This is a genomic window from Paraflavitalea devenefica (assembly GCF_011759375.1).
In the GTDB taxonomy this organism is placed as follows: Bacteria; Bacteroidota; Bacteroidia; order Chitinophagales; family Chitinophagaceae; genus Paraflavitalea; species Paraflavitalea devenefica.
This window is the reverse complement of record NZ_JAARML010000001.1, coordinates 2,200,802-2,224,607: the sequence shown is the minus strand read 5'-3', so window position 1 is coordinate 2,224,607 and position 23,806 is coordinate 2,200,802. Positions and strand designations below refer to the sequence as shown.

The following is a 23,806-nucleotide window of genomic DNA, read 5'->3' as shown; positions in this document are numbered from 1 at the left end:
ATCTATTCCAGCATTACACAAAAATTATTACATGAAAAAGACATTCATTATACTGACAACAGCGGTACTGGTCCTTGGTTTTGCCGCCTGCAAAAAGTCGGACTTTTCCGATAGTTATGCAGACCCCTCCAAGGTAGCCGCTTCCACGGTGGATAAACAATATGCGGGCTTTATTACTTCTTTTACCTGGGCCAATTCTGATAGAGGTCAACATGGATATGTAATACCCTCTTATTGGGATTATTTTGTGGTATTGCGCACCACGTTGCTTCGCTATACCCAGGCCGTGGGCTGGGAAAACGGCGATAACCAATATGTACCTGGCTCTGCAGGGTTGAGGGACCGCTGGAACGATTATTATTATTTCGTGAGCCAATTCAGGGAACTGGAAAAGATCTATGCCAATCTTACCACCACTGAGCAGGCTGAGCTGCGTGCTTATATGCTGACAGCTACCATTTTCTTTTATGACCAAACTCAGAAGGTGGTAGACCTGCATGGTGGCATTCCCTGGTCGGAAGCCGGTAAGTTAAGCACCAATGGGGGCGATTATAAAGCATCCCTGCCCAAATATGATGATGCTGCAGCGATTTACACGAAGATGCTGGATGACCTGAAAGCATTTGCCACTGAGCTCAATACCTTAACGATCAGAACAGAACTGGCTTCCAAGTTCAAAAGCCAGGACCTGATCAATAAAGGGGATCTTACTATGTGGAAGCGGTATTGCAATTCGCTTCGCTTAAGAATGCTGACAAGGGTATCGGGCGTGACCAGCTTCCAGTCGAGGGTCAATAGTGAGATCGCCGAAATTCTGGGAGCTCCAACTACCTACCCCATTGTTACTTCCAATGCTGAGAATATTAAAGTATCCATTTATGACCTGAGCTCTGATCTGGCAGCCAAGGGATTCAGGAGCGGACTGGAAGATTGGAATGGTAATATATCCGGCAAGGCAATGATTGACCATATGAAAGCAAGCAGCGATCCCAGGTTACGGGCTATGTATGAGCCAGGCGCTAATGCCGGTGGTGTATATAATGGCCTGAACCAAATGCTGAACAGGGGTACTCAGAATGCATTAATTGCCGGTGGCACCATCGCCATTTATAACCGTTCTACTTTAAGCCGCAACCAGTTTTTCCCGGGCATATTGATCACTGCTGCTGAAGTAAGTTTTATGCTGTCAGAGTATCACCTGAGGGCAGCCAACAATGCTACGGCTAAAACAGCTTATGAAAATGGGATCACCCAGTCTATAGAGTATTATTACTGGTTAAGAAGCCTGAGTAACGATAATACTTCGGGCAGTCTTACTCCCACCAATGCTACTGAAATAAACAGTTATAAAAGCAGCGCTGCCATAAACTGGGACAATGCCGCTACAACAGCCGATAAGCTGAAATTGATCGCCACCCAGAAATGGATACACTATAGTGTGATACAGCCGATGGAAAGCTGGGCCGAGATCAGGAGACTGGATGCCCCGGTATTTAGTTTTGAAGTGGACAATTCCAATGCACAGACACAACCGCCTGCGCGGTGGATCTATCCCAGCACTGAACAGATCTATAATACAATAAATTATGACGCAGTAAAAGCCAATGACAAGCTGACGACGAAAATATTCTGGGATTTACAGTAGGGTTAGGTATTCATTTCAAGGAAAGGGAGGCCGTTAGATATGGCCTCCCTTAATTATTTTATCTAATTAATCCTTGTAAGATGGTGGTCCATTTCTTTGCCTTCCATTAAATACTGTATGCTACGGCCATCTTCCCCTTCCACCGTAAATTTCACTTTATAGGACTGCCTGTAATTACCGGCACCCGTTATCATAAAGTCTTTGCCGGGCAACAGGCTGAGTGGTAGTCCCTTTTCACACGACCATTGTATTTTGCCTTCTGTGGACTCAATTTTTGTAAGTGTGCCCGCAAGACCTTCATTCAGGATTTCCATATTGATCTCATTGGCACTCCAACTGGCATAGTGACCATCTGTGAGCAGCGGACCATCCAGGCGGTATATTTTCTCTACCCGGTAAAGCTCGTTGCGTTCACCGCTTAGTTCAATGCCTTTAAATTTATGCCGCTCATCATAATCGGTACAAATGAGTCTGCCCGAATCGCCCCGGCTAAGCGTGATCGTCTCCGTTTTATTGACAGGGTCAACAAAGAGTTTGGCAATATCCAATGGCTTACTGCTACTTACCCATCCTTCAAATTTGGGAATATAGGAAAGCTGAATATTGTTTTTATCAATCCCGGTTACCCGCGCGTATTTAGCGGAATAGCCCGACACAGGCGTTAATACATAATAATCATCGGGCGATGGTTTCCTGAACCTGGCCGCATTGTTGGCATATTGTTGTTCAAATTCCTTTTTATTGTATTTGTAGGAACGATGCTCTTCTACTTTTTCATTGATCATAAAACCCAACCCTACTATCCCCAGTAACAACGGGCCTGCATAAGTATACCAGGGCGTTTTCACCCGCAGGTCGGACCGGCCACGCAAGGCATCCTTGTATACTGACGGTATTTCATACAGTTGTCCGGCCTTGCGGATAGCCCATTTCTTGCCCAGTCCAAAGCAGGGTATCCAAAACAGGTGGAAATAGCTTTGTCTTACTTCAATGGAAAAATCAGGTTGTGCAGTTTGTGAAAGACCGATGGTCCGTGGATCAAAAGATTTGATCTTAAAATGATTCCAGCCGAAGACAATACTCATAAAGGATCAGGGTTTGGATGAACCTTTATAACGTAAAACCTGCTTTTGAAATTACCTTGTGCTCCTATAATTAACACGGCCGCTGCCAGAATACAACCGGCAGCGGCCATTATATATAGCATTAAAATATTATTCTATCTTTCTTCCCGACATTTCACGCTTTTCCACCTTCAATGTATTCAAAGCGCTTTTCCTGATCATGAGCTTAGCCTCTGACCCGGCGGGTAAGATATAATAACTTTTCCCGTCATACTTTATCTCGCCCAGTTCACGGCCCCAGGCATCAGCATAGAGGGTATAGGGAGCACGACCATCGCGTTTCAGCTTACCAAAGGTCAGGTAACGTCCTTCCCCCATTTCAAAGGATATGTCCATCCTGTCATCATAGGCCCTGGTACATACGCCGGGCGTATTTCTTTTTAAGGTAATGATGTTGACATATTTTCCATTTTCAAATTTGACCACACCCGCAGATACCTGTGCTGAACCGGAAGCTACTTCCCGGCGCAGTTCCACATCCCTGTCTACATAGAACTGCAGTTTGGATACAGGAATATTACTGGATTCGATCTTTGAACGGACGGATGGTGTAAAATAGGTTTTGGGCGTACTGCAGGAAGCAAACGCCCCGGCAGCCATCAGGGAAGTAAAAAATATACGCTTCATAAGTATGTAATTAGCAGGTTTGCAGTTTAAAATAATGCCTTTGCAAAGGTGCGTTGTTCTGACTTTGGGGCAGCGGTCAGGTTTAATAATGAAACGTTAAAGCAATTCAGGGAGAGGCGGGCCAAAGGCCCGGAAATAAAACTTCGAGGCTAAAAGCCTCGAAGAGCGGCGAGCGGCGCGAGCCAAGCAATGAAAGTAAGGGTATTTTTAACAAAAAGGCCGTTGCAATATTTGCTGAAAATGAATATTATTATGGAATACACGACTATATGGGTATAGCACTCTTTTTTCTCATTGTTTTTTTAGGCGTTGTTGGCCTGGTATCTTATGGTATATCCAGGGGTGTCCATGCACGATTGGTACGTGCAGGTAATTCCTATGCTACGGTTATTACCATCGCGACTTTTGTGCTGATCTTCAGTGCGATCATTGCAGGCACCATAGCAGCACTTTCTACCGTTGAGTGGGGACGGTAACCGTATGCGATCTCTTCCGGGAACTTCTGCGAATGATCCATTCCGCCAGCAAGAGGTTGGGCACAAATCCCAGCCAGGCATCAATCATGTATAGTGTCACGGGATCAATGGTAAAACTGTTGGACAGGATCAATTTCCACATACGGAGGGTGATCGCTGAAAAGGTAAGCGCATAACTGCGGATCATGTATTGCTTATGTTCCGTGAAGCGTTTTTGCCGGGCAGCAATCACCGCCTTGTACGTAAACCAAAACCATAAACAATCCAGGATAACGAAAGCGATCTTTGAGGGCAGCAGCCCATTCGCATATACGGCCATGATCATGGCTGCGGGAAAGTTAATGACCAAAATATCCCAGGCATACAGGCGGCCAATGAGCCGGTGCAGCTTTTTATAGCGCTTCAGAAAATCGGGGGAGAACTGGGTGAAGCCCGCCAGCAGGGCAATGATGGCAGTGAATACATGTACATAGAATGCTGCTTTCCATACCGGATTATGTATATAATCCTGTTTAAAACGCAGGAACTCCACATCATCGCGGAATGCCAGATAGCTGGCAGTGAGTCGCAGCATTAAAAAAGTACCCACGCATAAGACAAGGTAAACAAAGAGATTCCGGGCGATGAAAGCAACGATCTTCATGGCAGGGCCTGCGAGGTTTACTCAAACCTATATACAAATCTGTAGATATACAAGCCCGTATATACTATTAAAAGTTAAAACCTGCCGGGGAGGCGGAAAGACGGGAAGGGAACTCCGCAGAGTCCCCTTCGGGAGACTCTGCGGAGAATACTAATAAGATTATTTGCGGGTAGCTATTTCGAGTGCTTTGGTAGAAGTGTAGTATTTGGCCAGCATGCCGGGCACTTCCCAGTCGGGCAGTTTACCGGCTTTGAGGTACTGCAGGTAGCGCTGCATCACTTCTCCAAAATGCGCTTCATGGCCTGTTTTGAAGGATTGCGGGATTACCACTTTCCAGCCATTGGCCACTTTCTCTACGCTGATGCCGGCATAACGGCCTTGTAAGGTACCGATGGCATTCTGCAGGGCCTGGGCATAAGCAGTATCATTCTTAGCAGGGAGAACATATAGTGTAGGCTGGTTATTCTCCTCCTTACCCTGCCGTATTTCAAGCCTGGCCAGGGAACCTTTCAGCAGGGAATAATGGGTGTCTCCACTTCCTTCGGGCGCTTTGTAATCCCAGCGGGCAATGATTTTCACGTGCACGCCTTTCAGCGCATAATTCACCTCGCCATTGGCATGTGTTTGCAAAATGGAATCTTTTACTACAAAGGGCTTCAGGAAATCCGGGAAGCTGTCTTTCTTCGTCACTGCCGTAAACTGCGAAAGCGTAACCGGCGTAGGCCATAGACGGGCAGCATTGACCTGGATATCTTTTTTATAATCCAATACGGCATCGGGAAAGCATTGCCACTGCACCAGGTCAATGAGGTGCGTACCTACGTCGGCAATGGGTTCGCCTTGTTGGGCGGGATCAAAGAACCAGGAAGGACGGGTCAATGCTTTGCCGGAAACATATTTGTAAAAGTAGTGAACGCTTTCGATGACCACGCCGGGATCTTTAGCCGTTCCTTTGTGCTGTTCGCCAAAAACCGCCGGGATATGGGCCAATTCTTTCTGCAATACATTGGTGATCTCCGAGCGCTCGGTCATGATATCATACAACAATACTTTTTTGGCAGCAGCATCTGTAAAGGCTTGCTCCAGCAGGGTGAAATTGGCGGGCGTAATGGCCATGGGCTTATCGCCCAATACATTGAGGCCTGCATCAACAGCTTTCTTAATATACTCCGTCTTCTGCCTGTTGTTCCCGGCCAGCACTACCACATTGCCTTTTCTGTCGGCAATCATTTTATCGAGGTAATCGCCGCCGGTATATACTTCTTCTTTCCAGTGGGTAGGATTTTCTGCTCTTTCATTATACTGCTTGATAAGGCCCAGGTAGGCATCCAGTTCGGGGCCGCCGGGGGCATATACCTGTACTACGGAATCAATCTCAGGGTTGTCTGATTTCTGAACCAAGGCCGCATGAAAATGGCCGGGGTCCAGGGTAATAAGCCTTACGGCTGTGCTGTCGGTCATTACTGGTTCTGTTGAAGCGGTAGGTGATTGGCAGCCAGGGAGCACGGTGGCAAGCATACCAAACAAGGTCATGGTCAATGACAAGCGATAAATCATAGTGTTCTGCATAGCCCTAAAAATACAGCATTTGCTATTTTCGCGAAACCGATTTCGCAAATAAAAAGAAACTCATGCGTGGGAATCTTCCCAAAAAGGTTGAATTTAGGTTCCGGTGCCGTTTTATATGAAAACCTAAAAAGATTGTCATGATCACTTCAGGTACCATCTGATCCCTGAAAACGGCACCTCTGCCTTGTCCTGGTAAACGCATAGAAGACAGGTTGAGCATTTTATCAAACTAACTGTTACAGCTTCTAAACAGGTTAAGGTCTTTACACAGGAAGCCCCCATAACTGTATGACTAACTTAACGAGGTTTTCAGGACTGCTTGCTGCTATTGTACTTTCATCCTGCCAGCATGAAAGTGACCATCTTCTGTTTACAGCCATCCCGGCTTCTCATTCCCATATTGATTTCCGCAACGATATACAGGAAAACGAAGACTACAATATTCTTACTTATGAATACTTATACAATGGCGGCGGGGTAGCCACCGGTGACCTGAATAATGACGGATTACCGGATATCGTATTTACCGGCAATATGACGCCCAATAAACTTTATATCAATAGGGGCGGATTACAATTTGAGGACGTTGGGGAACAAGCCGGCATACAGGGCCGTTCCAAATGGAAAACAGGTGTAGTAATGGCCGATGTAAATGGCGATGGGCTGCTGGATATCTATGTTTGCTATTCGGGACCAGGCACCGATGAAGAAAGGGCCAATGAACTCTATATCAACAATGGTGTAAAGAATGGTATCCCCACCTTTACCGAATCGGCCAAACAATACGGGCTGGATGCGCCCGGTACGTATACTACGACGGTTTCTTTTTTTGATATGGACAATGATGGCGACCTGGACCTATTTATGGTGAACCACGCCGATATGTTCTTCAATCCCTATTTCAATACAAGCCAGCTACGTGCTGCCAGGAACCCGAAGTTCGGGAACAGGCTATACCGCAATGAGGAAGGGCATTTTACAGATATCAGTGCAGCAGCGCATATAGACGGCAGCGGGTTGAATTTTGGTTTAAGCGTGGCCATCAGTGATATTAATAATGATGGCTGGGCAGATATTTATGTGACGAACGATTATGATGAGCGTGATTTTCTTTACCTCAATAATCATGACGGCACCTTCAGGGAAGTATTGACAAAAGCCACCGGCCATATTTCAGAATTTGCCATGGGCAGCGATATTGCTGATTATAATAATGATGAAAGAACAGACATCCTGGTGCTGGACATGTTGCCGGAAGACAATTACCGGCAAAAGTTATTGAAAGGGCCTGATACTTACGACAGGTATATGATGCGCGTAAATGCCGGGTTTCACAAACAACAGATGCGCAACACGCTGCAACTTAATAACGGGATGGACAGCAGCGATATACCCCTGTTTAGTGAAACAGGCCAGTTGGCAGGCCTTTCGAATACCGACTGGAGCTGGGCGCCTTTGTTTGCCGATTTTGATAATGACGGCTGGAAAGATGTTTTTATTTCCAATGGCATTTTCCGGGATTTTACCAACCTCGATTATGTAAAATATACCTCCGGCTATTCTGCACAGTACACCAAGCGGGCAGGCAACAAAAAGGACATGTGGCAGTTGGTGCAGCAAATGCCTTCCATTAAACTCAGGAATTATGTATTCAGGAATAATCATGATCTCGGTTTTACCAATATGACCGATGCCTGGGGATTTACCAAAAAGTCCATCAGTAATGGCGCAGCTTATGCCGACCTGGATAATGATGGCGACCTGGATATGGTGATCAACAACCTGAATGATGAGGCAACTATTTACAGGAATAATACTTCGGGTACTGCCAAAACCCATTTTATAAAGATCAGGCTGATAGGGGAAAGCAGGAACAGCTTTGGTATTGGCGCAAAAGTGCGTGTACAAACGGCTGCCGGCGCACAAGTGCAGGAACAATTTCTTTCACGCGGGTTCCAATCTTCCGTAGACCCGGTGATGCATATGGGGCTGGGAAACGACAGTGTGCTGCAGACCATACAGGTTACCTGGCCCGGCGGGAAGACCTCCTTATTACAGCATGTTACAGCCGACACATTATTGTTGATCCGTGAACGGAATGCTGCTCCCGCCGGTTCGCCGGAGCAGCAGGCAACTCCGGTGAAGCAATTATTCGAGAACGTCACTCATAGTTCCGGTATCCATTTTGTGCATAAACAAACCCAGTACGTTGATTTTAAAATTTCTCCTTTATTGCCTTACCAGCTATCCAAAACCGGTCCCTGTCTTGCCAAAGCAGATGTCAATGGCGATGGACTGGAGGACCTGTTTATAGGCACTTCGGCAGGACAGGCAAACGCCCTGTACCTGCAAACAACAGCCGGCGCCTTTGTTTTGGACGCCAGTGAACCATGGAATAATGAAAAAGAGATTACCAATACAGGCGCTTTATTTTTTGATGCAGATAAGGATGGAGATGCTGATCTGTACCTTGTGAGCGGTGGAGCAGATCACCCGCTGAATAGTTCCCATTACCAGGACAGGCTGTATGAGAACGATGGCCGGGGACATTTCAGCCGTGTTGTTGATGCCCTGCCGGCAGAAACAGTGAGTGGAAGTTGCGTACAGTCCGCAGATATTAATAAAGATGGATTACCCGACCTGTTTGTGGGCGGGAGCTTTCAACCCGGCCGGTTTCCAGAGGCACCGGAGAGTTTTATCCTGAAAAATAAAAGCATCCCGGGCAGGATCAGGTTTGAAAAAGATGCGCAGCAAACCGATACGCTTCTTGCACACCCGGGTATGGTAACGGATGCCGCCTGGCAGGATATGAATAAAGACGGATGGGAAGACCTGATCGTGGTGGGGCGGTTTATGCCGGTATGCATTTTTGAAAACCATAAGGGTAAGCTGAGTGATGCTACCGCTGCTTATGGACTGGGCAATACCAATGGCTGGTGGTGCCGCCTGCTGGCAGGTGATTTTGACCGGGACGGAGACCCCGACCTGGTGGTCGGCAACCTCGGGAATAATACCCCCTTCAAACCTTCTCCACAGGAGCCATTGAGCATTACTTACGGGGACTTTTATGGCAATGGTTTTATTAATCCTGTTCTATGTTATTACAACCAGGGTAAGCGTTACCCTTATTATTCAAAAGATGAAATGGCAGAGCAGATGCCTTTCATCCACAAGAAGTTCCTTCGCTATACAGATTATGCCGGTGCGCAGTTAACCGATTTACTTACCGGAGAACAGTTGGCAAAGTCATCTTCTGTTGAGATTAAGACAACGCAATCCTCTTACCTGCAAAATGACGGGAATAAGAAAATGACGATCAAATACCTGCCGGCTATGGCCCAGATCAGTGCAGCCAATGGACTCCTGGAAACCGACGTAGACCAGGATGGGAATAAGGATGTGATACTTGCGGGTAATTTTTACCCGTTCCGTGTTCAGTTGGGGCCCCTGGACGGAGCAATAGGACTTGTGTTGAAAGGCAATGGCAAAGGTGATTTTACTTCCCTGCCTTATCCCGCCACGGGTTTATACCTGGCGGGCGATATACGTTCGATGGTGTCTGTAAAAGGCAGGAACGGAGCATTGATCGTTGCAGCCAGGAATGACGGCGCATTGGAAGTGATGAAGTTATTATACTAAGCAATACAAGAAGTGTGTTTTAAAATATAATGGGGTATCCGGCTAACCATACTGATCACAAGGCGCTTTTTGCCGCCATTGCGGCAGGAGATGAGGCTGCTTTTAAGGTACTGTTTGAACAGCACCGGTCGAAGCTGTATGCCATTGCCTTTAAGTGGACCAAATCGGCCTATGCAGCAGAGGAGATTACCCAGGATGTGTTTATCAGCATCTGGACCAGCAGGGCGCAATTACCCGCTGTAAAAGAGCCCGGGGCCTATATTTATACCATTGTTGCCCATAAGATAAGCAGGCATTTGAAAAAGGATGCCAACCAGTCACGGATCATCCGGTTGTTTTTACGCAATAAGAAGCATTACAGCAACGAAACAGAGGAAACCATTTATGCGGATGACAGCCGGAAGTTCATCAACCATGCTATTGCGCAGTTACCACCTCAAAAAAAGCTCATATACGACCTGAACCGCAACCACGGGAAAAGCTATGAAGAGATCGCAGAAGCCCTTGACCTTTCTCCCCACACGGTGAAAAGTCACCTGATGCAGGCAATCAAGTTCATCCGCAATTATGTAAAAGAAAACGCCCTGGCGCTTGCCGGGTTGCTCATTTCCCTGTTCCGGTAATAATTCTCAAAAATATTTCCCTGTTGGCTCATCCGTTTTTGCCCGGGGTGACTCTATGTTAATAGGGGTTTTCGACCATCCTGGGTTTACAGGCCGTTGATACTATTTACAAGCTATGGATAAAGGCAGAATAAGCTACCTGTTGCAGGAATACGCAGCAGGCAGGGCGTCACAAAATGAAGTGGAAGAATTATTTGAGCTACTGAAATCAGTGGAGCATGAGGATGTGCTACGAAACCTGATTGTAAAGGAAGGAACGGACAATGACCCAGGAATCAGCCTGCCGCAACATAAGTGGGATGAAATGTGGATGGCTATCAGCACGGCCGCAGCCACGCATCGGCCAAAACGGGTACGCACGATGCAATGGGTGAGCATTGCTGCCGCCATCCTGGTGATTGTTGCTGCAGGCTTTTATTTCTTTTCCGGAAAAAAAGAGCGGGCCGGCGAGCCGGTGACGGAAAAGAGTGACCCGCAGCAGGATGTTGCCCCGGGTGGCAACAAAGCCCTGTTAACGCTGGCAGATGGCTCCACCATTGTGCTGGACAGTATACAGAACGGCTTATTGGCGCAGCAGGGCAATATCATAGTGGTGAAGCTGGATAACGGGCAGTTGGCCTATAAGCCGGGCACTCAGGGACAGTTGCCGGGAACAGTTGGCTACAATACCATTGCTACCCCACGTGGCGGCCAATACCATGTAGTGTTGCCTGATGGGAGCGCAGTGTGGCTGAATGCTTCTTCTTCCCTGCGTTTCCCAACAGCTTTCACCGGCCAAGAACGCCGCATAGAACTTACCGGGGAAGCCTACTTTGAAGTAGCCAGGAATAAACAAGTGCCCTTTAAGGTATTTGTTCCCCCCCAACCAGGGAGGCTGGAAGGGACCGAAGTGGAAGTAACAGGCACCCATTTCAATATAATGGCTTATCCCAATGAGGAAAGCACTAAAACTACTTTACTGGAAGGGAGCGTAAGGGTCAGCAATCAACAGCCCGCATCCGGCCAGCAGCGACCAGCAGTCACTTTGAAGCCGGGCCAGCAGGCACAGATGGACAATGATAAAATATCAGTCGTTAATAATGTTAACCTGGACCAGGTGATTGCCTGGAAGAATGGGCTTTTCCGCTTTAAGGACACCGACATTAAGGAACTGATGCGCCAGGTGGAAAGATGGTATGATGTGGAAGTGGAATACCAGACAAAACGCAGAGACCAGGTGTACACGGGGATCGTAGCGCGGTCGGAAAACCTGTCATCCGTATTACAATTACTGGAGCTGACAGGAACTGTGCATTTCCGGGTACAGGGAAAGAAGATCATTGTATTACCCTAACAACCGATCAAAGTATTGTAAAACATAAAAATAGCTGCTATATGCAAGAACCGTAATCCGGGGATTGCCTGAAAAAAAACCGGGAACGTTGGAGCCGCTCCCGGTGGAATGTCAGGCTCTCCAATCAGGCCACAGCTAAATGACACTGTATTGTTAAACCAAAACGTAACAAAAGTATGAATTTGCTTGTACCAGGCAAAGCCGCTTATGAACGAAGGCTTGTGCCTTTTAAAATGCTGTTGATTATGAAATTGACTGCTATTTTATTGCTAACTGCTGCTTTACATGTGAGCGCCACCGGGCTTTCTCAAAAAATAACCTTCTCCAGGGATAATGCTACCCTGGAACAGGTATTTGAAGCCATACAACAACAGGCGGGTTATAGTTTCATCTTTAATAGTCACATGCTCGCCGGGGCTAAAAAAGTAAGTATCCGGGTAAGGAATGCTTCGGTGGAAGAAGTACTGAACCTATGCTTCAAAGACCAACCACTTTCTTTCGTGATACAGAATAAGGTGATTGTGGTAAAAGAAACTCCCCGCCTTACAGTTGCCCTACCCGGTCCGCCACCATTGCCACTTCGTGTTACAGGCACCGTGCAGGATGAAAACAATAAACCCATAGAGGGCGCCACGGTAAGCATACCCAGGTTATCTATTGGCACAGCCACCGATAAGGAAGGAAAATTTGCTTTAGAGGTTCCGGATGGCGTATATGAACTGGAGATCTCGTTTGTAGGCTATGCCACTGCACGAAAAAGTATTACAGTCAATAACAGTACCCCTCCTGTTACCATTACCCTTCAACTGGCCACTACAGCGCTTGGCGACCTGGTAGTAGTAGGTTATGGCACGCAAAGAAAAAGGGATGTTACCGGCAACATCACTACCGTAAAAGGAGATGATTTTAAAAACCTGCCCGTCAGCAATGCTGCACAGGCTTTGCAGGGCCGGGCATCCGGGGTTGATATTGTACGCAGTGACGGCGCACCGGGTGCAGCTTATACCATCCGGGTACGGGGCACCGGCACCATTAATAATTCTGACCCACTGATCGTGATTGATGGCGTACCTGCCACCAATCTGAATGATGTTAATCCCAATGATATTGCCTCCATAGAAATTTTAAAAGATGCTTCTTCTTCCGCTATTTATGGTACCCGGGCTGCCAATGGCGTAGTGTTGGTTACCACTAAAAAGGGCAACTATGAAGAGAAGATGCAAACAACCGTCAATGTTTATACCGGCTCTTCGCAGGTGATGAAATACCTGGACCTGCTGACAGCGCCCGACCTGGTAACATTGAAAAAAGAAGCCTTTAGCAATGACGGCTCGCCTGTTCCTGCTGTATGGAATGACACTTATTATGCCACCCAGCGGACCGACTGGCAGCGGGCGCTTTTCAACACAGGCAAAACAAATAATATCGATGTGGCAATAAGAGGGGGCAATGCTAAGTCGAAGTATAGTGTTTCGGCCAATTATTTTGATGATAAGGGAATTATTGTAAACTCTTTCTTTAAAAGAGTAAGCGGATCATTCAATTCTGAACATAAACTGGGGAGCAGGATCAGGGTAGGTGAAAATTTCCTGTATGCCTATACCAATGGCAATGCACTGGATACCCGGTCGACACAGACGGGCCTGGTATGGAGCGCCCTGCGTTTTAATCCTGCTATCCCTGTTCGTGATGATGACGGCTCCTGGGGAAGCTCAAAAGCCGATAATGAACTGGGCGATATCAATAATCCCGTATTCACAGCGGCAACAACAGATAAAAACAAAGAAGGCCGCCGTGTACTGGCCAGTGCTTTTGCCGAAGTGGATATTATCAAAGGGCTTACCCTGAAGGTGAATTATGGTTTTGACCAGACGGTCAGTGATGAATACAATTTTGAGATCGCCACACCCGATCAAACGCGGGTGAACCAGTTGGCTACCTTAACGCAAACAAGTGCAAAGTCCACCTCCTGGCTGCAGGAAATATTCCTTACCTATAATACGCTGTTCAAAAAAGATCACAGGCTGGGCTTAACAGCCGGCTACTCGGCCCAAACCTATGCAGGCAGCTCTTATTTTGCCCAACGGAGAGGTTATCCCGATCCGGCAGATGATCACCGCATACTGGATAATGGCAGCAGCGCCAACCAGTTTTCCGGCGGCAGCGGCAATAGCCGGCCTTATGCAGGCTTGCAATCCTATTTTGCAAGGGCCAATTATGCTTATAAAGGCAAGTATCTTTTAACCGCTACTATGCGGGCAGATGGTTCCAGCAAATTCCCGCCGGGTAAACAGTGGGGGTATTTTCCTGCCTTTTCAGCCGGCTGGCGTATATCGGACGAAAACTTTTTCAAGGATAATGTTTCCTTTATCAATAGTTTAAAATTGACCGGCGGATGGGGTCAATTAGGTAACCAGCAGATCAATGACTTCCAATACCTCGCTATTATCAGAAGCGGTGGTAATAATACACTGTATAGTTTCGGCACAAACGGCACCGTGGTAGATGGCGCTTATGTGATCAGTCTGGCCAATCCCAATATCACCTGGGAAAGGGCCGTGATGACCAATCTCAGCCTTGAATTTGGTTTGCTGAAAAACCATCTTACCGGCTCTATTACCTGGTTCAATAAGAATACACAGGATATGCTGATCCCGTACTCGCTGGTGGAGAACTATGGGGCCAATGTGTCGTTGTCGTATGGCGCCGGTAACGTAACCATTCCCTTTCAGAATCTTGGAGAGCTTAATAACCGGGGCATAGAAATAGACCTGAATTACCAGAACAAAGTGGGTAAGCTCAGTTATTCCATCGGGGCCAATGCTTCCTTTATAAAAAATAAAGTAACCTATCTGTACGGAACCAAAGCAGATTATATCGGGTCTATACTATATGGACGCCAATCCCTGGAGACGTCCCGTACTTATGAGGGACAACCTATTGCCTCTTATTATGGTTTTAAAACAAACGGTCTTTACCAGGAACAGGGTGATATTGATAAAGACCCAGGCATTGCGAATGATCCCAATAAAGCCACTATTAAACCGGGCGATGTAAGGTTTACAGACCAGAACGGTGATGGTATTATCAATGACAATGACCGGGTAAATCTTGGCAATCCCAACCCCGGTGCTGTGATTGGCCTTAATGGCAATGCCAGCTTTAAAGGATTTGATCTCGCTTTTTCTTTTGCCGGCGCACTTGGGTTTGAATTGTATAATGCCGACCGCATGGCCGGATTGGATGGCACGCAGGTGTTTAACTGGTACAGTGAACAACTCAACAGGTGGCATGGAGCAGGCACCAGCAATAGCGTACCCCGTTTAACCAGGGCCAATACCAATCAGAATTACCGTACATCGGACCTGTGGATAGAGAAGGGAGATTACCTGGCGCTCAAAAATATTTCATTGGGATATACATTCCCCGAATGGCGTATTGCAAAAGCCAGTATGCCCGCTACCAGGCTGTATGTAACCTGTTACAACGTTTTCTTCCTGACAGGCTACAGCGGCTATACGCCGGAACTTGGTTACACAGATGGTAATAAGCAAAGAGGGGTTGATGTAGCCCAATACCCTGCGGTACGTACCCTGACTGTTGGTGCAACTTTTAATTTTTAGCGCACAAATTTTACTACGATGCAAAGAAGATATTTATTTGTTTCCATTATTTGTTCAATACTGGTCGTTATTGCGGGCTGTATTAAACAGCCCCTTGATGTGCAGCCGGTAGGCGTTTATACCACTTCTAATTTCTGGCGCAACCAAAGCGATGTACTGGCGGGTATAGCCGGTATTTATAATGTGCTGACACAGGAAGAAGGCGTTGGTCATAATCTATACGCATTTGAAGATGCTTCCGATGATATTTCTGTGGATGGCGACCACTCCGACTTCTGGGAAATTGAGCGGTTCATTGCTACGTCCAACACTTACCAGTTGCGCCCTACCTGGGGCTGGGCCTATGAACAGATCGCAAGGGCCAATAATGCGATCATTTATGTTCCCAAAGTGCCTGTGATGGATGAGGCGATCAGGAAGCGTTCTTTGGGCGAGGCTTATTTTCTGCGCGCCCATGGCTACTGGACACTGAACCTTATTTTTGGTGAGGTGCCGCTTATTGTTGAGGAGAACGTATTGACAGGCAATTATAATATTCCTAAGTCTTCCGTTGATTCCGTCATGCAGCTAATAGAAGCAGACCTGTTAAAGGCAGCCGACTTATTACCTGAAACCTATGGTGCAGAAGACAAAGGACGTGTGAGCAAGGGCGCTGCCTGGGGTTTGCTTGCCAAGCTGTACTTATTCTGGGAAAAAGCAGACAAGGCAAGGGAGTACGGGTTAAAAGTAATACAGAATGCCAATTATGCCCTGTCTACTGCGTACACGGATAATTTTACATTGGGCAAGCAGGAATCCAATTCAGAGATCCTGTTCGCCGTCTGGAACAGGAATAACTTCAATAACGCCCTGATGAATGTTTATTTTACGCCAAGGGCCTGGAATGGCTGGGGATTTCATCACCCCACGCAAAACTTTGCCGATGAATTTGAGCCTAAAGACTCGATCCGTAAGAAAGCAACTTTATTATCGGTCGGTGATTCCATTCCAAACCAGACAACACTTATTGAGATCACCAGTAAAGACGCCTACCAGATGTTCTCCGGAATGACTGGCCAGTTTACCGGCAGGATGCTGCCCAGTAATTCACTGACAACGGGATACTGCATCAGAAAATATACGGCCTATAATACGGATGGTTCGGGCAACCTGGATGCCAACTTAAAACAACCGATCCTGCGGACGGCAGATATCTACCTGGTGGTGGCGGAAGCCAAGATCAGGTTAAACGGCGCGGGTGCAGGCGATGCAGAAATCAATGCGGTACGTAAGCGGGCGGGCTTGCCCGAGATCAGCGGGGCAGGGATGCCAGCACTTATTCATGAACGCAGGGTGGAACTGGGCGGAGAAAATATCCGGTTCTTTGACCTGCTGAGATGGGATAAAGCCAAAATTATCAATGTTGATACCATCTTTAATAAGCCCAAGAAAGCTTCTCCGTTGCCACCGTATAACGGAGCTGTGGTGGTGCCCGCACGCACCTTTGCCCGGCCTAAAAATTATTACATGCCTATTCCGCAAATAGTCATTGACCAAAGTAAAGGGGTGCTGAAACAGAACTCCAACTATTAAACCTTACCAACGTAGCAGTAGTTGGCATATAAGGTCCGGGTCGCTACGGACCGATCTACAAAAAGCAAAAAAGACCTGTAAAGCACCTGCTTTACGGGTCTTTTGCCAAAAGCAAAATATGAAAGCACCAGCGTTTCTTTTAATAGGCGTCGTCCTGTTCATGCACAACCCCTCGTTTTCCCAACTTGACGAGGAAGCTGTGACCTCCTTTATTACAAGGATCGTAAAAGACAAAGATTCTTTTTTCCGGGTAGCTTACATAGCGCCCGAAGCAGGTAAGGATGTATTTGAAATTGAAAGTGTGGCCGGCAAGATCCTACTGCGCGGTAACAATGGCCTTAGCATAGCTTCTGCGCTTAATTATTACCTGAAGCATTTTTGTCACAGCAGTATTTCCTGGAATGGCAACAACCTGCAACTGCCGGCGGTATTACCATCCACGAAAAGAAAGATCAGAAAGACCACACCGTACCAGTACCGGTATTATCTTAACTACTGCACGTTTAACTATTCCATGTCGTGGTGGAACTGGGAGCGCTGGCAGCAGGAAATTGACTGGATGGCCTTGAATGGCATTAACATGCCACTGGCCATAACAGGAGAGGAAGCTATCTGGCAGCGGGTATATACCTCGATGGGGTTTACCCATGATGACCTGAACCGGTTTTTCAGTGGGCCGGCTTATTTCTCCTGGTTCTGGATGGGTAATATTGATGCCTGGGGCGGTCCCTTGCCCCAACATTGGATGGATACGCACCGGGAGCTGCAAAAGAAAATCCTTGCTGCAGAAAGGGCCATGGGCATGAAACCGGTATTGCCTGCTTTTACCGGACATGTGCCGCCTTCGTTCAAAGACAGGTTTCCTGCAGCCAAACTAAAGAAAACGAACTGGGGAGCAGGCTTTCCCGATGTGTATATACTGGACCCTGCAGATCCGCTGTTTGAAACGATCGGGAAAAAGTTTATTGAAGAGCAAACCGCAGTGTATGGTACAGATCATTATTATTCGGCTGATACGTTCAATGAAAACCTGCCACCTTCCAACGATTCCACCTACCTGAATGACATCAGTAAGAAGGTATTTGAATCAATGGCAGCAGCAGATCCCAAAGCTGTATGGATCATGCAGGGCTGGATGTTCCATTACCAGGCATCTTTCTGGAAGCAGCCGCAGATACAGGCATTACTCAATGCCGTTCCGGATGATCACATGATCATGCTTGACCTGTACAGCGAAAGCCATCCGCTGTGGAACCGCACACAGGCTTATTATGGCAAACCCTGGATATGGAATATGCTGCACAATTTTGGCGGCAATGTCGCTTTGTGGGGAAGGATGCGTAATGTAGCCCATGATCCTGCTGCCGCTTTACATGACCCTGCCTCCGGTAAAATGGCAGGTATCGGGTTAACGCCTGAAGGAATAGCCCAGAACCCCGCCTTGTACCAGTTAATGCTGGAAAATGTATGGCGCGACAGTGCTATTGATCTAGCAGCCTGGTTGCCTCAACATACTTTACAACGTTATGGAACATTGAACCCCACCATCAATAAAGCCTGGACAATACTGCAGCAAACGGTTTACAGCGGAGGCCTGGGAGAAGGCGGCCCTGAATCTATTATTGTGGCAAGGCCTACCATTAACGGATGGGCAGACCGGGTAAGGACAAAGCTGGATTATAACCCGGTGGACCTGATGAAAGCCTGGGAATTGTTTGTACAGGCATCGCCTGCCTTGCAACACAGTGAAGGATTTCAATACGACCTGGTGGATGTAACCAGGCAGGTGCTTGCCAATTATGCCCTTCCCTTACAGCAAAAATGGGTATTGGCTTACCTGCAACACGATACAGCATCCTATAACAAGCATACAAGGGCTTTTTTGGAATTGATGGAGGATATGGATATATTACTATCAACCCGGCCCGATTTCTTACTGGGCAAATGGATTGCTGATGCGCGGCGCTGTGGCGCTGATGCAAAAGAAAAAGACCTGTATGAGCTCAATGCCAGGAACATCATTACGCTGTGGGGCGATAAGGACAGTGAACTACATGAATATTCCAACCGGCAATGGGCCGGACTAATAAAACATTTTTACAAGCCGAGGTGGGAACAGTTTTTCGTTTATTTAAAAGAAAAGATGAAGACAGGTGGCAGGATGGAGGCCAACGATTTTGAAACAATGGTTAAAGACTGGGAATGGAAATGGGTGAATGGCCATGAGCATTATACAGATGAGGTAAAAGGAAATGCGGTAACAATATCCGTAGCGCTTTATAAGAAGTATAAGAATAGCATACTGGCCGCTTATAAGTAAATAGCTTTTTATGACTGTTAAGAATGATCGATTTCTTTCACTGGATATTTTCAGGGGGTTGACTGTTTGTTTTATGATCATTGTGAATTCCTCGGGCTGGGGAGCCCCTCCCTATGGACCACTTGATCATGCCGAATGGTTTGGTTTCACCCCTACGGACCTGGTGTTTCCCTCTTTCCTTTTCGCCGTGGGTAATGCCCTGAGTTTCTCAAAAGCCAAATACAGCAGCAACTCCGCTTTCCTGTTGAAGGTATTTAAACGGACGCTGATCATTTTCCTGCTTGGCTACCTGATGTACTGGTTCCCCTTCTTTCATCGTACAGCAGATGGAACATGGGCCTTTAACCAGATCAGTAATACCCGGATCATGGGTGTATTGCAACGAATTGCGCTTTGTTACTGCATAGCCGCCCTGCTGACGCATTACCTGCGTGGCAAATGGATCGTGGTGATGGCTATTTTCCTGTTATTGGGTTACTGGGCATTGCTGTATTTGTTTGGCGAGCCGGGGCAGGAACTGACGATGCTGGGCAATGCAGGCACCAAACTGGATATTCTTTTGCTGGGCAATGATCACCTGTACCATGATAAAGGCGGGCCCATTGCCTTTGACCCGGAAGGTATATTGAGTACGCTGCCTGCCGTGGTAAATGTTATTGGCGGTTACCTCGCCGGCGTTTTTATCCAGCAAAAGGGTAAAAGTTTTGAAACCATTGCCCGGCTGCTGATGGCAGCCGCCATTATGATCTTTGTCGCCTTGTTCTGGGCGCAATTTTTCCCGCTGGCCAAAAAATTATGGACAAGCACTTTTGTACTGCTCACGGTTGGTCTCGATCTGGCGATACTTTCCCTGTTGATCTACGCTATTGAAATAAAACAATGGAAACGGGGCATCGGGTTCTTCCTGGTGTTTGGCAAAAACCCGTTGGCCATTTACCTGTTGTCGGAATTATTGTTTGTCAGTTTTATATTGATCATGGTACAGCGGGGGATAAGTTTCTATCAGTGGGTGAACCAAGCTTTTTTTCAACGCCTCTTTCCCGGTTCTTTTGGCAGTTTAGTATTTGCTGTTTGTTTTATGCTGCTGTGCTGGCTGGTGGGCTATTGGCTTCACAAAAGGAAGGTCTATATCAAAATTTGAATTAACATATTACCATGCGTTGTGGCGGCCTGATACTTTCTGCCGGTTTATTGTTCTGCGCGGTGCACCTGTCATTTTCCCAGGTACCTGGTTCCCTGCAATATGTAAATCCTTTTATTGGCACCACCAAAAGCAAGGTATTGACCAGTTGGGGCTCTGAAGGCGGCACGTATCCCGGCGCGGCAGCTCCTTCAGGGTATATACAGTTAACCCCTGAAACAAGGATGGCGCCAACCAGGGGATATGACTACAGCGACAGCAACATCTATTTTTTTAGCTGCCTGCAGCACCTCAGCGGCTTTCCCAATGGTTCTTCGGGACAGTTATATATTATGCCTGTTGATGCTCCTGCGCCTTTTAAATTGTACCAATACAAGCGGCCTTTTTTGCATTCAACCGAAAAAGCCGAACCTGGTTATTACCGTGTTCTTTTTACCGATAATCATACCCAGGTGGAAGCAACGGCTGCTGTACATACCGGCATGTTCCGTTTTACTTTTCCTGCCGGCGTACTTCCGAGGGTTTTTATCGGCGATGCGGGCACTATTACCACACCATCCAAGAAGATTGTACATACATCCCGGCATCATGCCGTTATTCATTTCAGCGAAGCGTATACTGCCACACAAGAAGTGGAAGGCGGCAGCATTTTTGCGTTTGCAGCCGCGGCAGCAGGTCCTACCATCCTTACGCTGCAATTAAGCGCCTCAACGGTGAGTGTTGAGAGCGCACAAAAGAATATCGATACAGAACTGCCTGCTACCAGCTTTGACCAGTTGCGGGAAAGAACGCGTAAGCACTGGGCGAAGGAATTAGCTGTTGTTGAGATCAGTGACAACGATATAAAAAATAAAACGATCTTTTATACTGCCTTGTACCATTCCTTATTGGTTCCCTGGATCATTTCTGATGTGGAGGGAAATTACCGGGGACGGGATGGGCTTGTACATACCACCAAGGGGCAACATGAATATGGGGCATTCTCACCATGGGATACTTTCCGCACCTTGCATCCCCTCTTATGCCTTTTATACCCGGCCAGGCAAAGGGATATGGTGTTGTCCATGTTGAATATTTATCAGCAATCGGGTTACCTTCCTATTGAATCTATGACAGGCAACCATGCTATTCCTATCATTGTAGATACTTACCTCAAGGGTATAAAAGATAATATTGACAGCAGCCTGGCCTACAGGGCTATGCAGAAAAGTATTGTGACCGGCCCGTTTATCCAGGGCGACATGGATAGTTACCATCAACAGGGATACATTCCGCTCCTATATCCTGAATCCGTTACAAGGACTGTAGAATATGCTTATGACGATTGGGCGCTGGCAACATTTGCCAGGCAGGTTATGAACGACGATGATGGATACCCTCATTTGCTGGAAAGAAGTTATTATTACCGTAACCTGTTCAACACACAGGAATTGTTTTTATTACCGAGGGATGAGGCCGGGTTCAGGTTACAACCGGGCACATTCGGGTATAAGGAAGGTGATGCCTGGACCTACTCTTATTTTATACCGCACAACGCAAAAGACCTGATCAACCTGATGGGTGGGAATGAGCGTTTCACCAGCCGGCTGGATGAGGCATTGAGTAATAACCGGATCGTTTTTGATAATGAAACGGTCTTTCACGTTCCCTACCTGTTCAATGCTGCCGGACAACCTGCCAAAACACAGCAGTGGGTAAGAAAGATCATGCGCTCCCGCTTCTCCCCTGACCCTGGCGGGCTTCCCGGTAATGACGACCTTGGTTCTGTGTCCAGTTGGTATGTATTAAGCGCCCTGGGGATTTTCCCTGTTTGTCCCGGACGGCCTTATTATACCGTTGGCGCTCCTGTTTTTAGCCACGTGACCATTCATCCTGAACAAGGGAAGCAGTTTGTTATTAAGAGTACCAATGCATCTCCCGAAAATTGCTATGTACAGTCATTACTGATCAATCATGCTCCCTATAACCAGTTGGCCATTCCCCATTCATTGATTGCCGAAGGAGGGGAAATGCAGTTTATAATGGGTAACCAGCCTGCGAAAAGATGGCCTGCGGATAAGGACCCGGTTATATTTTCTGAAACAAAAACGGGGTCGCAATTCACTGTAACAGGTGTTGCTGTAGCAAAGAAGAAAGTAAGTCCGCATGAACTATTCCAGGTCGTTTTCTCCCTGAAGAACCAGGGCAGTCCCGGCACCAATATTATGCGGGTGCTTGTTGATGGCCGGGAATATGCCCGTAAAAATTGTATGCTGCCAACGGGTTACAGGCTTACCGATTCTATTGCCTGCAGGTTATATAAACCCGGTAAACATTATTTGCAGATCAGTGGCGTCCATACAGTGATGATAGAAGTAGCCAACCTCCATATACCAGGTGCCAATCAACCTGCCATCAGTGACCTTGTTGTTAAGCCCATCATCCCGAAAGGAGCAGCACAGCAGGTAACCTTTCGTGTTCAGAATATTGACGGTGTTGTCCACACATATTCTGTTCCCATTATGCTGAATGATTCATTGACAAGCCGCAAAAGTCTCTCTCTTCAGCCGGGAGAGCAAAGAACGGTTGCTGCAACGTTGAGCGTTTCCGGAGAAGGCATGCAGGCCATTACCATAAAAGACAAGCGTGCAATTTTTAAGGTTTATACTGATAATAAAGCATCTGCCATATTGGATCTTGATCTGCGCCGGGCGGGACGGGACAGCACCGTACCGGACAGGTCGGGATTTGAAAACAATGGCAAGATCATGATAGCTCATGGCCGGCCAATTCCCGCTTCAGGAGATAGTATATTATTGGGGAATGACTGTTATATAGAAATACCTCCTTCGGCAAGCCTGGATAAGATGGGCGAAACCATTACGATGATGGCATGGATCTTTCCAACGACAAATAATACGGGACTGATAGATGTATTGACAAAAGGGGATAACCATGTACTGCAGTTAACAGGCAATAAAACACTGAGCTTTTTTGCCGGTGGCTGGGGAAGAGGTGATTGCACGGTAGACCTCCCTAAAGACTGGAAAAATAACTGGCATCATATAGCCGGTGTTTGTGATGGAAAAAACTTGCACGTATATGTTGACGGCGAGCTGAAAGGCAGCACCACGCTTGAGCAATCCGCCAATTTATCCGTCTCTAATAAATGGACCATCGGACGGAATGAAGAATTCCCTTTACAAAGGATATTCAATGGATATATGGACCAGGTGAAAGTTTTCGCGGCTCCATTGACGGGAGAAGAGATAAGATCGGTGATGCACCTGCTGGAAGGCTCCCACAGATAGAACATGGCTCCCCCTCTTCAAAACTTCACTACTTGCAGCTCAAATACTGTTAAATAAACTGTAAAGTATAGGCTAAACGGTGCACTCCCGGCGCAGGTTTCACAATATTTTTTCATCATTGCAGGCACGTTCCCGCTGTTCATTTCCGGCGTGTTTCATAAATGTTGTTTCACTTCAAACC

General features: G+C 47.0%; 14 protein-coding genes. 10 read left to right on the top strand and 4 right to left on the bottom strand.

Translation table 11 applies throughout. The features are described 5' to 3' along the window. The first annotated feature begins 31 nt into the window (after positions 1-31). Positions 32-1,645, top strand: coding sequence for a SusD/RagB family nutrient-binding outer membrane lipoprotein (locus HB364_RS09105; RefSeq protein WP_167287572.1), 1,614 nt, complete (start codon positions 32-34; stop codon positions 1,643-1,645). A 62-nt stretch (positions 1,646-1,707) separates the two neighbouring features. Here the strand turns inward: HB364_RS09105 and HB364_RS09100 are convergent, their stop codons facing one another. Continuing rightward, the gene (locus HB364_RS09100) at positions 1,708-2,730 is read right to left on the bottom strand and encodes a hypothetical protein (RefSeq protein ID WP_167287571.1); all 1,023 of its coding nucleotides are present in this window, start codon (positions 2,728-2,730) and stop codon (positions 1,708-1,710) included. A gap of 129 nt (positions 2,731-2,859) precedes the next feature. Then, the gene (locus HB364_RS09095; protein WP_167287570.1) at positions 2,860-3,396 is read right to left on the bottom strand and encodes a hypothetical protein; all 537 of its coding nucleotides are present in this window, start codon (positions 3,394-3,396) and stop codon (positions 2,860-2,862) included. 269 nt (positions 3,397-3,665) lie between these two features. On the opposite strand from HB364_RS09095, the gene HB364_RS09090 reads away from it, so the two are divergent. Next, a complete protein-coding gene (locus tag HB364_RS09090) occupies positions 3,666-3,872 on the top strand; it encodes a hypothetical protein (RefSeq protein WP_167287569.1) in 207 nt (68 codons plus the stop codon). On the opposite strand, the gene HB364_RS09085 is transcribed toward HB364_RS09090, so the two are convergent. Together HB364_RS09085 and HB364_RS09080 are read right to left on the bottom strand one after the other, a co-directional pair. Further along, on the bottom strand, positions 3,850-4,515 hold the full coding sequence (locus HB364_RS09085; RefSeq protein ID WP_167287568.1) for a DUF2306 domain-containing protein: 666 nt from the start codon (positions 4,513-4,515) through the stop codon (positions 3,850-3,852). The two genes, HB364_RS09090 and HB364_RS09085, sit on opposite strands and share 23 nt — an antisense overlap. 159 nt (positions 4,516-4,674) lie before the next feature. Next, entirely contained in the window at positions 4,675-6,084 is a 1,410-nt protein-coding gene (locus HB364_RS09080) for a putative oxidoreductase C-terminal domain-containing protein (RefSeq protein ID WP_246228367.1), read from the bottom strand. A 288-nt stretch (positions 6,085-6,372) separates the two neighbouring features. Here HB364_RS09080 and HB364_RS09075 point away from each other — a divergent pair, with 288 nt between their 5' ends. The 8 genes from HB364_RS09075 (at position 6,373) to HB364_RS09040 (ending at position 23,625) form a co-directional block, all read left to right on the top strand. Further along, positions 6,373-9,723: a VCBS repeat-containing protein gene (locus HB364_RS09075; protein WP_167287567.1), complete on the top strand. Its 3,351-nt coding sequence runs from the start codon at positions 6,373-6,375 to the stop codon at positions 9,721-9,723. A gap of 29 nt (positions 9,724-9,752) precedes the next feature. Then, positions 9,753-10,346 (top strand): RNA polymerase sigma-70 factor, encoded by a 594-nt coding sequence (locus HB364_RS09070; RefSeq protein ID WP_167287566.1) that lies wholly within the window; start codon positions 9,753-9,755, stop codon positions 10,344-10,346. A gap of 115 nt (positions 10,347-10,461) precedes the next feature. After that, positions 10,462-11,679 (top strand): FecR family protein, encoded by a 1,218-nt coding sequence (locus tag HB364_RS09065; RefSeq protein WP_167287565.1) that lies wholly within the window; start codon positions 10,462-10,464, stop codon positions 11,677-11,679. Positions 11,680-11,924: 245 nt separating this feature from the next. Then, the gene (locus tag HB364_RS09060; RefSeq protein ID WP_167287564.1) at positions 11,925-15,302 is read left to right on the top strand and encodes a TonB-dependent receptor; all 3,378 of its coding nucleotides are present in this window, start codon (positions 11,925-11,927) and stop codon (positions 15,300-15,302) included. An 18-nt stretch (positions 15,303-15,320) separates the two neighbouring features. Next, positions 15,321-16,874 (top strand): RagB/SusD family nutrient uptake outer membrane protein, encoded by a 1,554-nt coding sequence (locus HB364_RS09055; protein ID WP_167287563.1) that lies wholly within the window; start codon positions 15,321-15,323, stop codon positions 16,872-16,874. Positions 16,875-16,992: 118 nt separating this feature from the next. Further along, on the top strand, positions 16,993-19,194 hold the full coding sequence (locus tag HB364_RS09050) for an alpha-N-acetylglucosaminidase (RefSeq protein WP_167287562.1): 2,202 nt from the start codon (positions 16,993-16,995) through the stop codon (positions 19,192-19,194). Positions 19,195-19,204: 10 nt separating this feature from the next. After that, positions 19,205-20,335, top strand: a complete 1,131-nt coding sequence (locus HB364_RS09045) for an acyltransferase family protein (RefSeq protein ID WP_167287561.1) — start codon at positions 19,205-19,207, stop codon at positions 20,333-20,335. Positions 20,336-20,349: 14 nt separating this feature from the next. Further along, positions 20,350-23,625 (top strand): GH92 family glycosyl hydrolase, encoded by a 3,276-nt coding sequence (locus tag HB364_RS09040; protein WP_167287560.1) that lies wholly within the window; start codon positions 20,350-20,352, stop codon positions 23,623-23,625. The last annotated feature ends 181 nt before the right edge of the window (positions 23,626-23,806 follow it).

Coding starts and splice junctions, on each gene's coding strand:
- HB364_RS09055 (WP_167287563.1), top strand. CDS start 15,321: ATGCAAAGAAGATATTTATTTGTTTCCATTATTTGTTCAATACTGGTC.
- HB364_RS09085 (WP_167287568.1), bottom strand. CDS start 4,515: ATGAAGATCGTTGCTTTCATCGCCCGGAATCTCTTTGTTTACCTTGTC.
- HB364_RS09060 (WP_167287564.1), top strand. CDS start 11,925: ATGAAATTGACTGCTATTTTATTGCTAACTGCTGCTTTACATGTGAGC.
- HB364_RS09070 (WP_167287566.1), top strand. CDS start 9,753: ATGGGGTATCCGGCTAACCATACTGATCACAAGGCGCTTTTTGCCGCC.
- HB364_RS09090 (WP_167287569.1), top strand. CDS start 3,666: ATGGGTATAGCACTCTTTTTTCTCATTGTTTTTTTAGGCGTTGTTGGC.
- HB364_RS09050 (WP_167287562.1), top strand. CDS start 16,993: ATGAAAGCACCAGCGTTTCTTTTAATAGGCGTCGTCCTGTTCATGCAC.
- HB364_RS09080 (WP_246228367.1), bottom strand. CDS start 6,084: ATGCAGAACACTATGATTTATCGCTTGTCATTGACCATGACCTTGTTT.
- HB364_RS09095 (WP_167287570.1), bottom strand. CDS start 3,396: ATGAAGCGTATATTTTTTACTTCCCTGATGGCTGCCGGGGCGTTTGCT.
- HB364_RS09065 (WP_167287565.1), top strand. CDS start 10,462: ATGGATAAAGGCAGAATAAGCTACCTGTTGCAGGAATACGCAGCAGGC.
- HB364_RS09105 (WP_167287572.1), top strand. CDS start 32: ATGAAAAAGACATTCATTATACTGACAACAGCGGTACTGGTCCTTGGT.
- HB364_RS09045 (WP_167287561.1), top strand. CDS start 19,205: ATGACTGTTAAGAATGATCGATTTCTTTCACTGGATATTTTCAGGGGG.
- HB364_RS09040 (WP_167287560.1), top strand. CDS start 20,350: ATGCGTTGTGGCGGCCTGATACTTTCTGCCGGTTTATTGTTCTGCGCG.
- HB364_RS09075 (WP_167287567.1), top strand. CDS start 6,373: ATGACTAACTTAACGAGGTTTTCAGGACTGCTTGCTGCTATTGTACTT.
- HB364_RS09100 (WP_167287571.1), bottom strand. CDS start 2,730: ATGAGTATTGTCTTCGGCTGGAATCATTTTAAGATCAAATCTTTTGAT.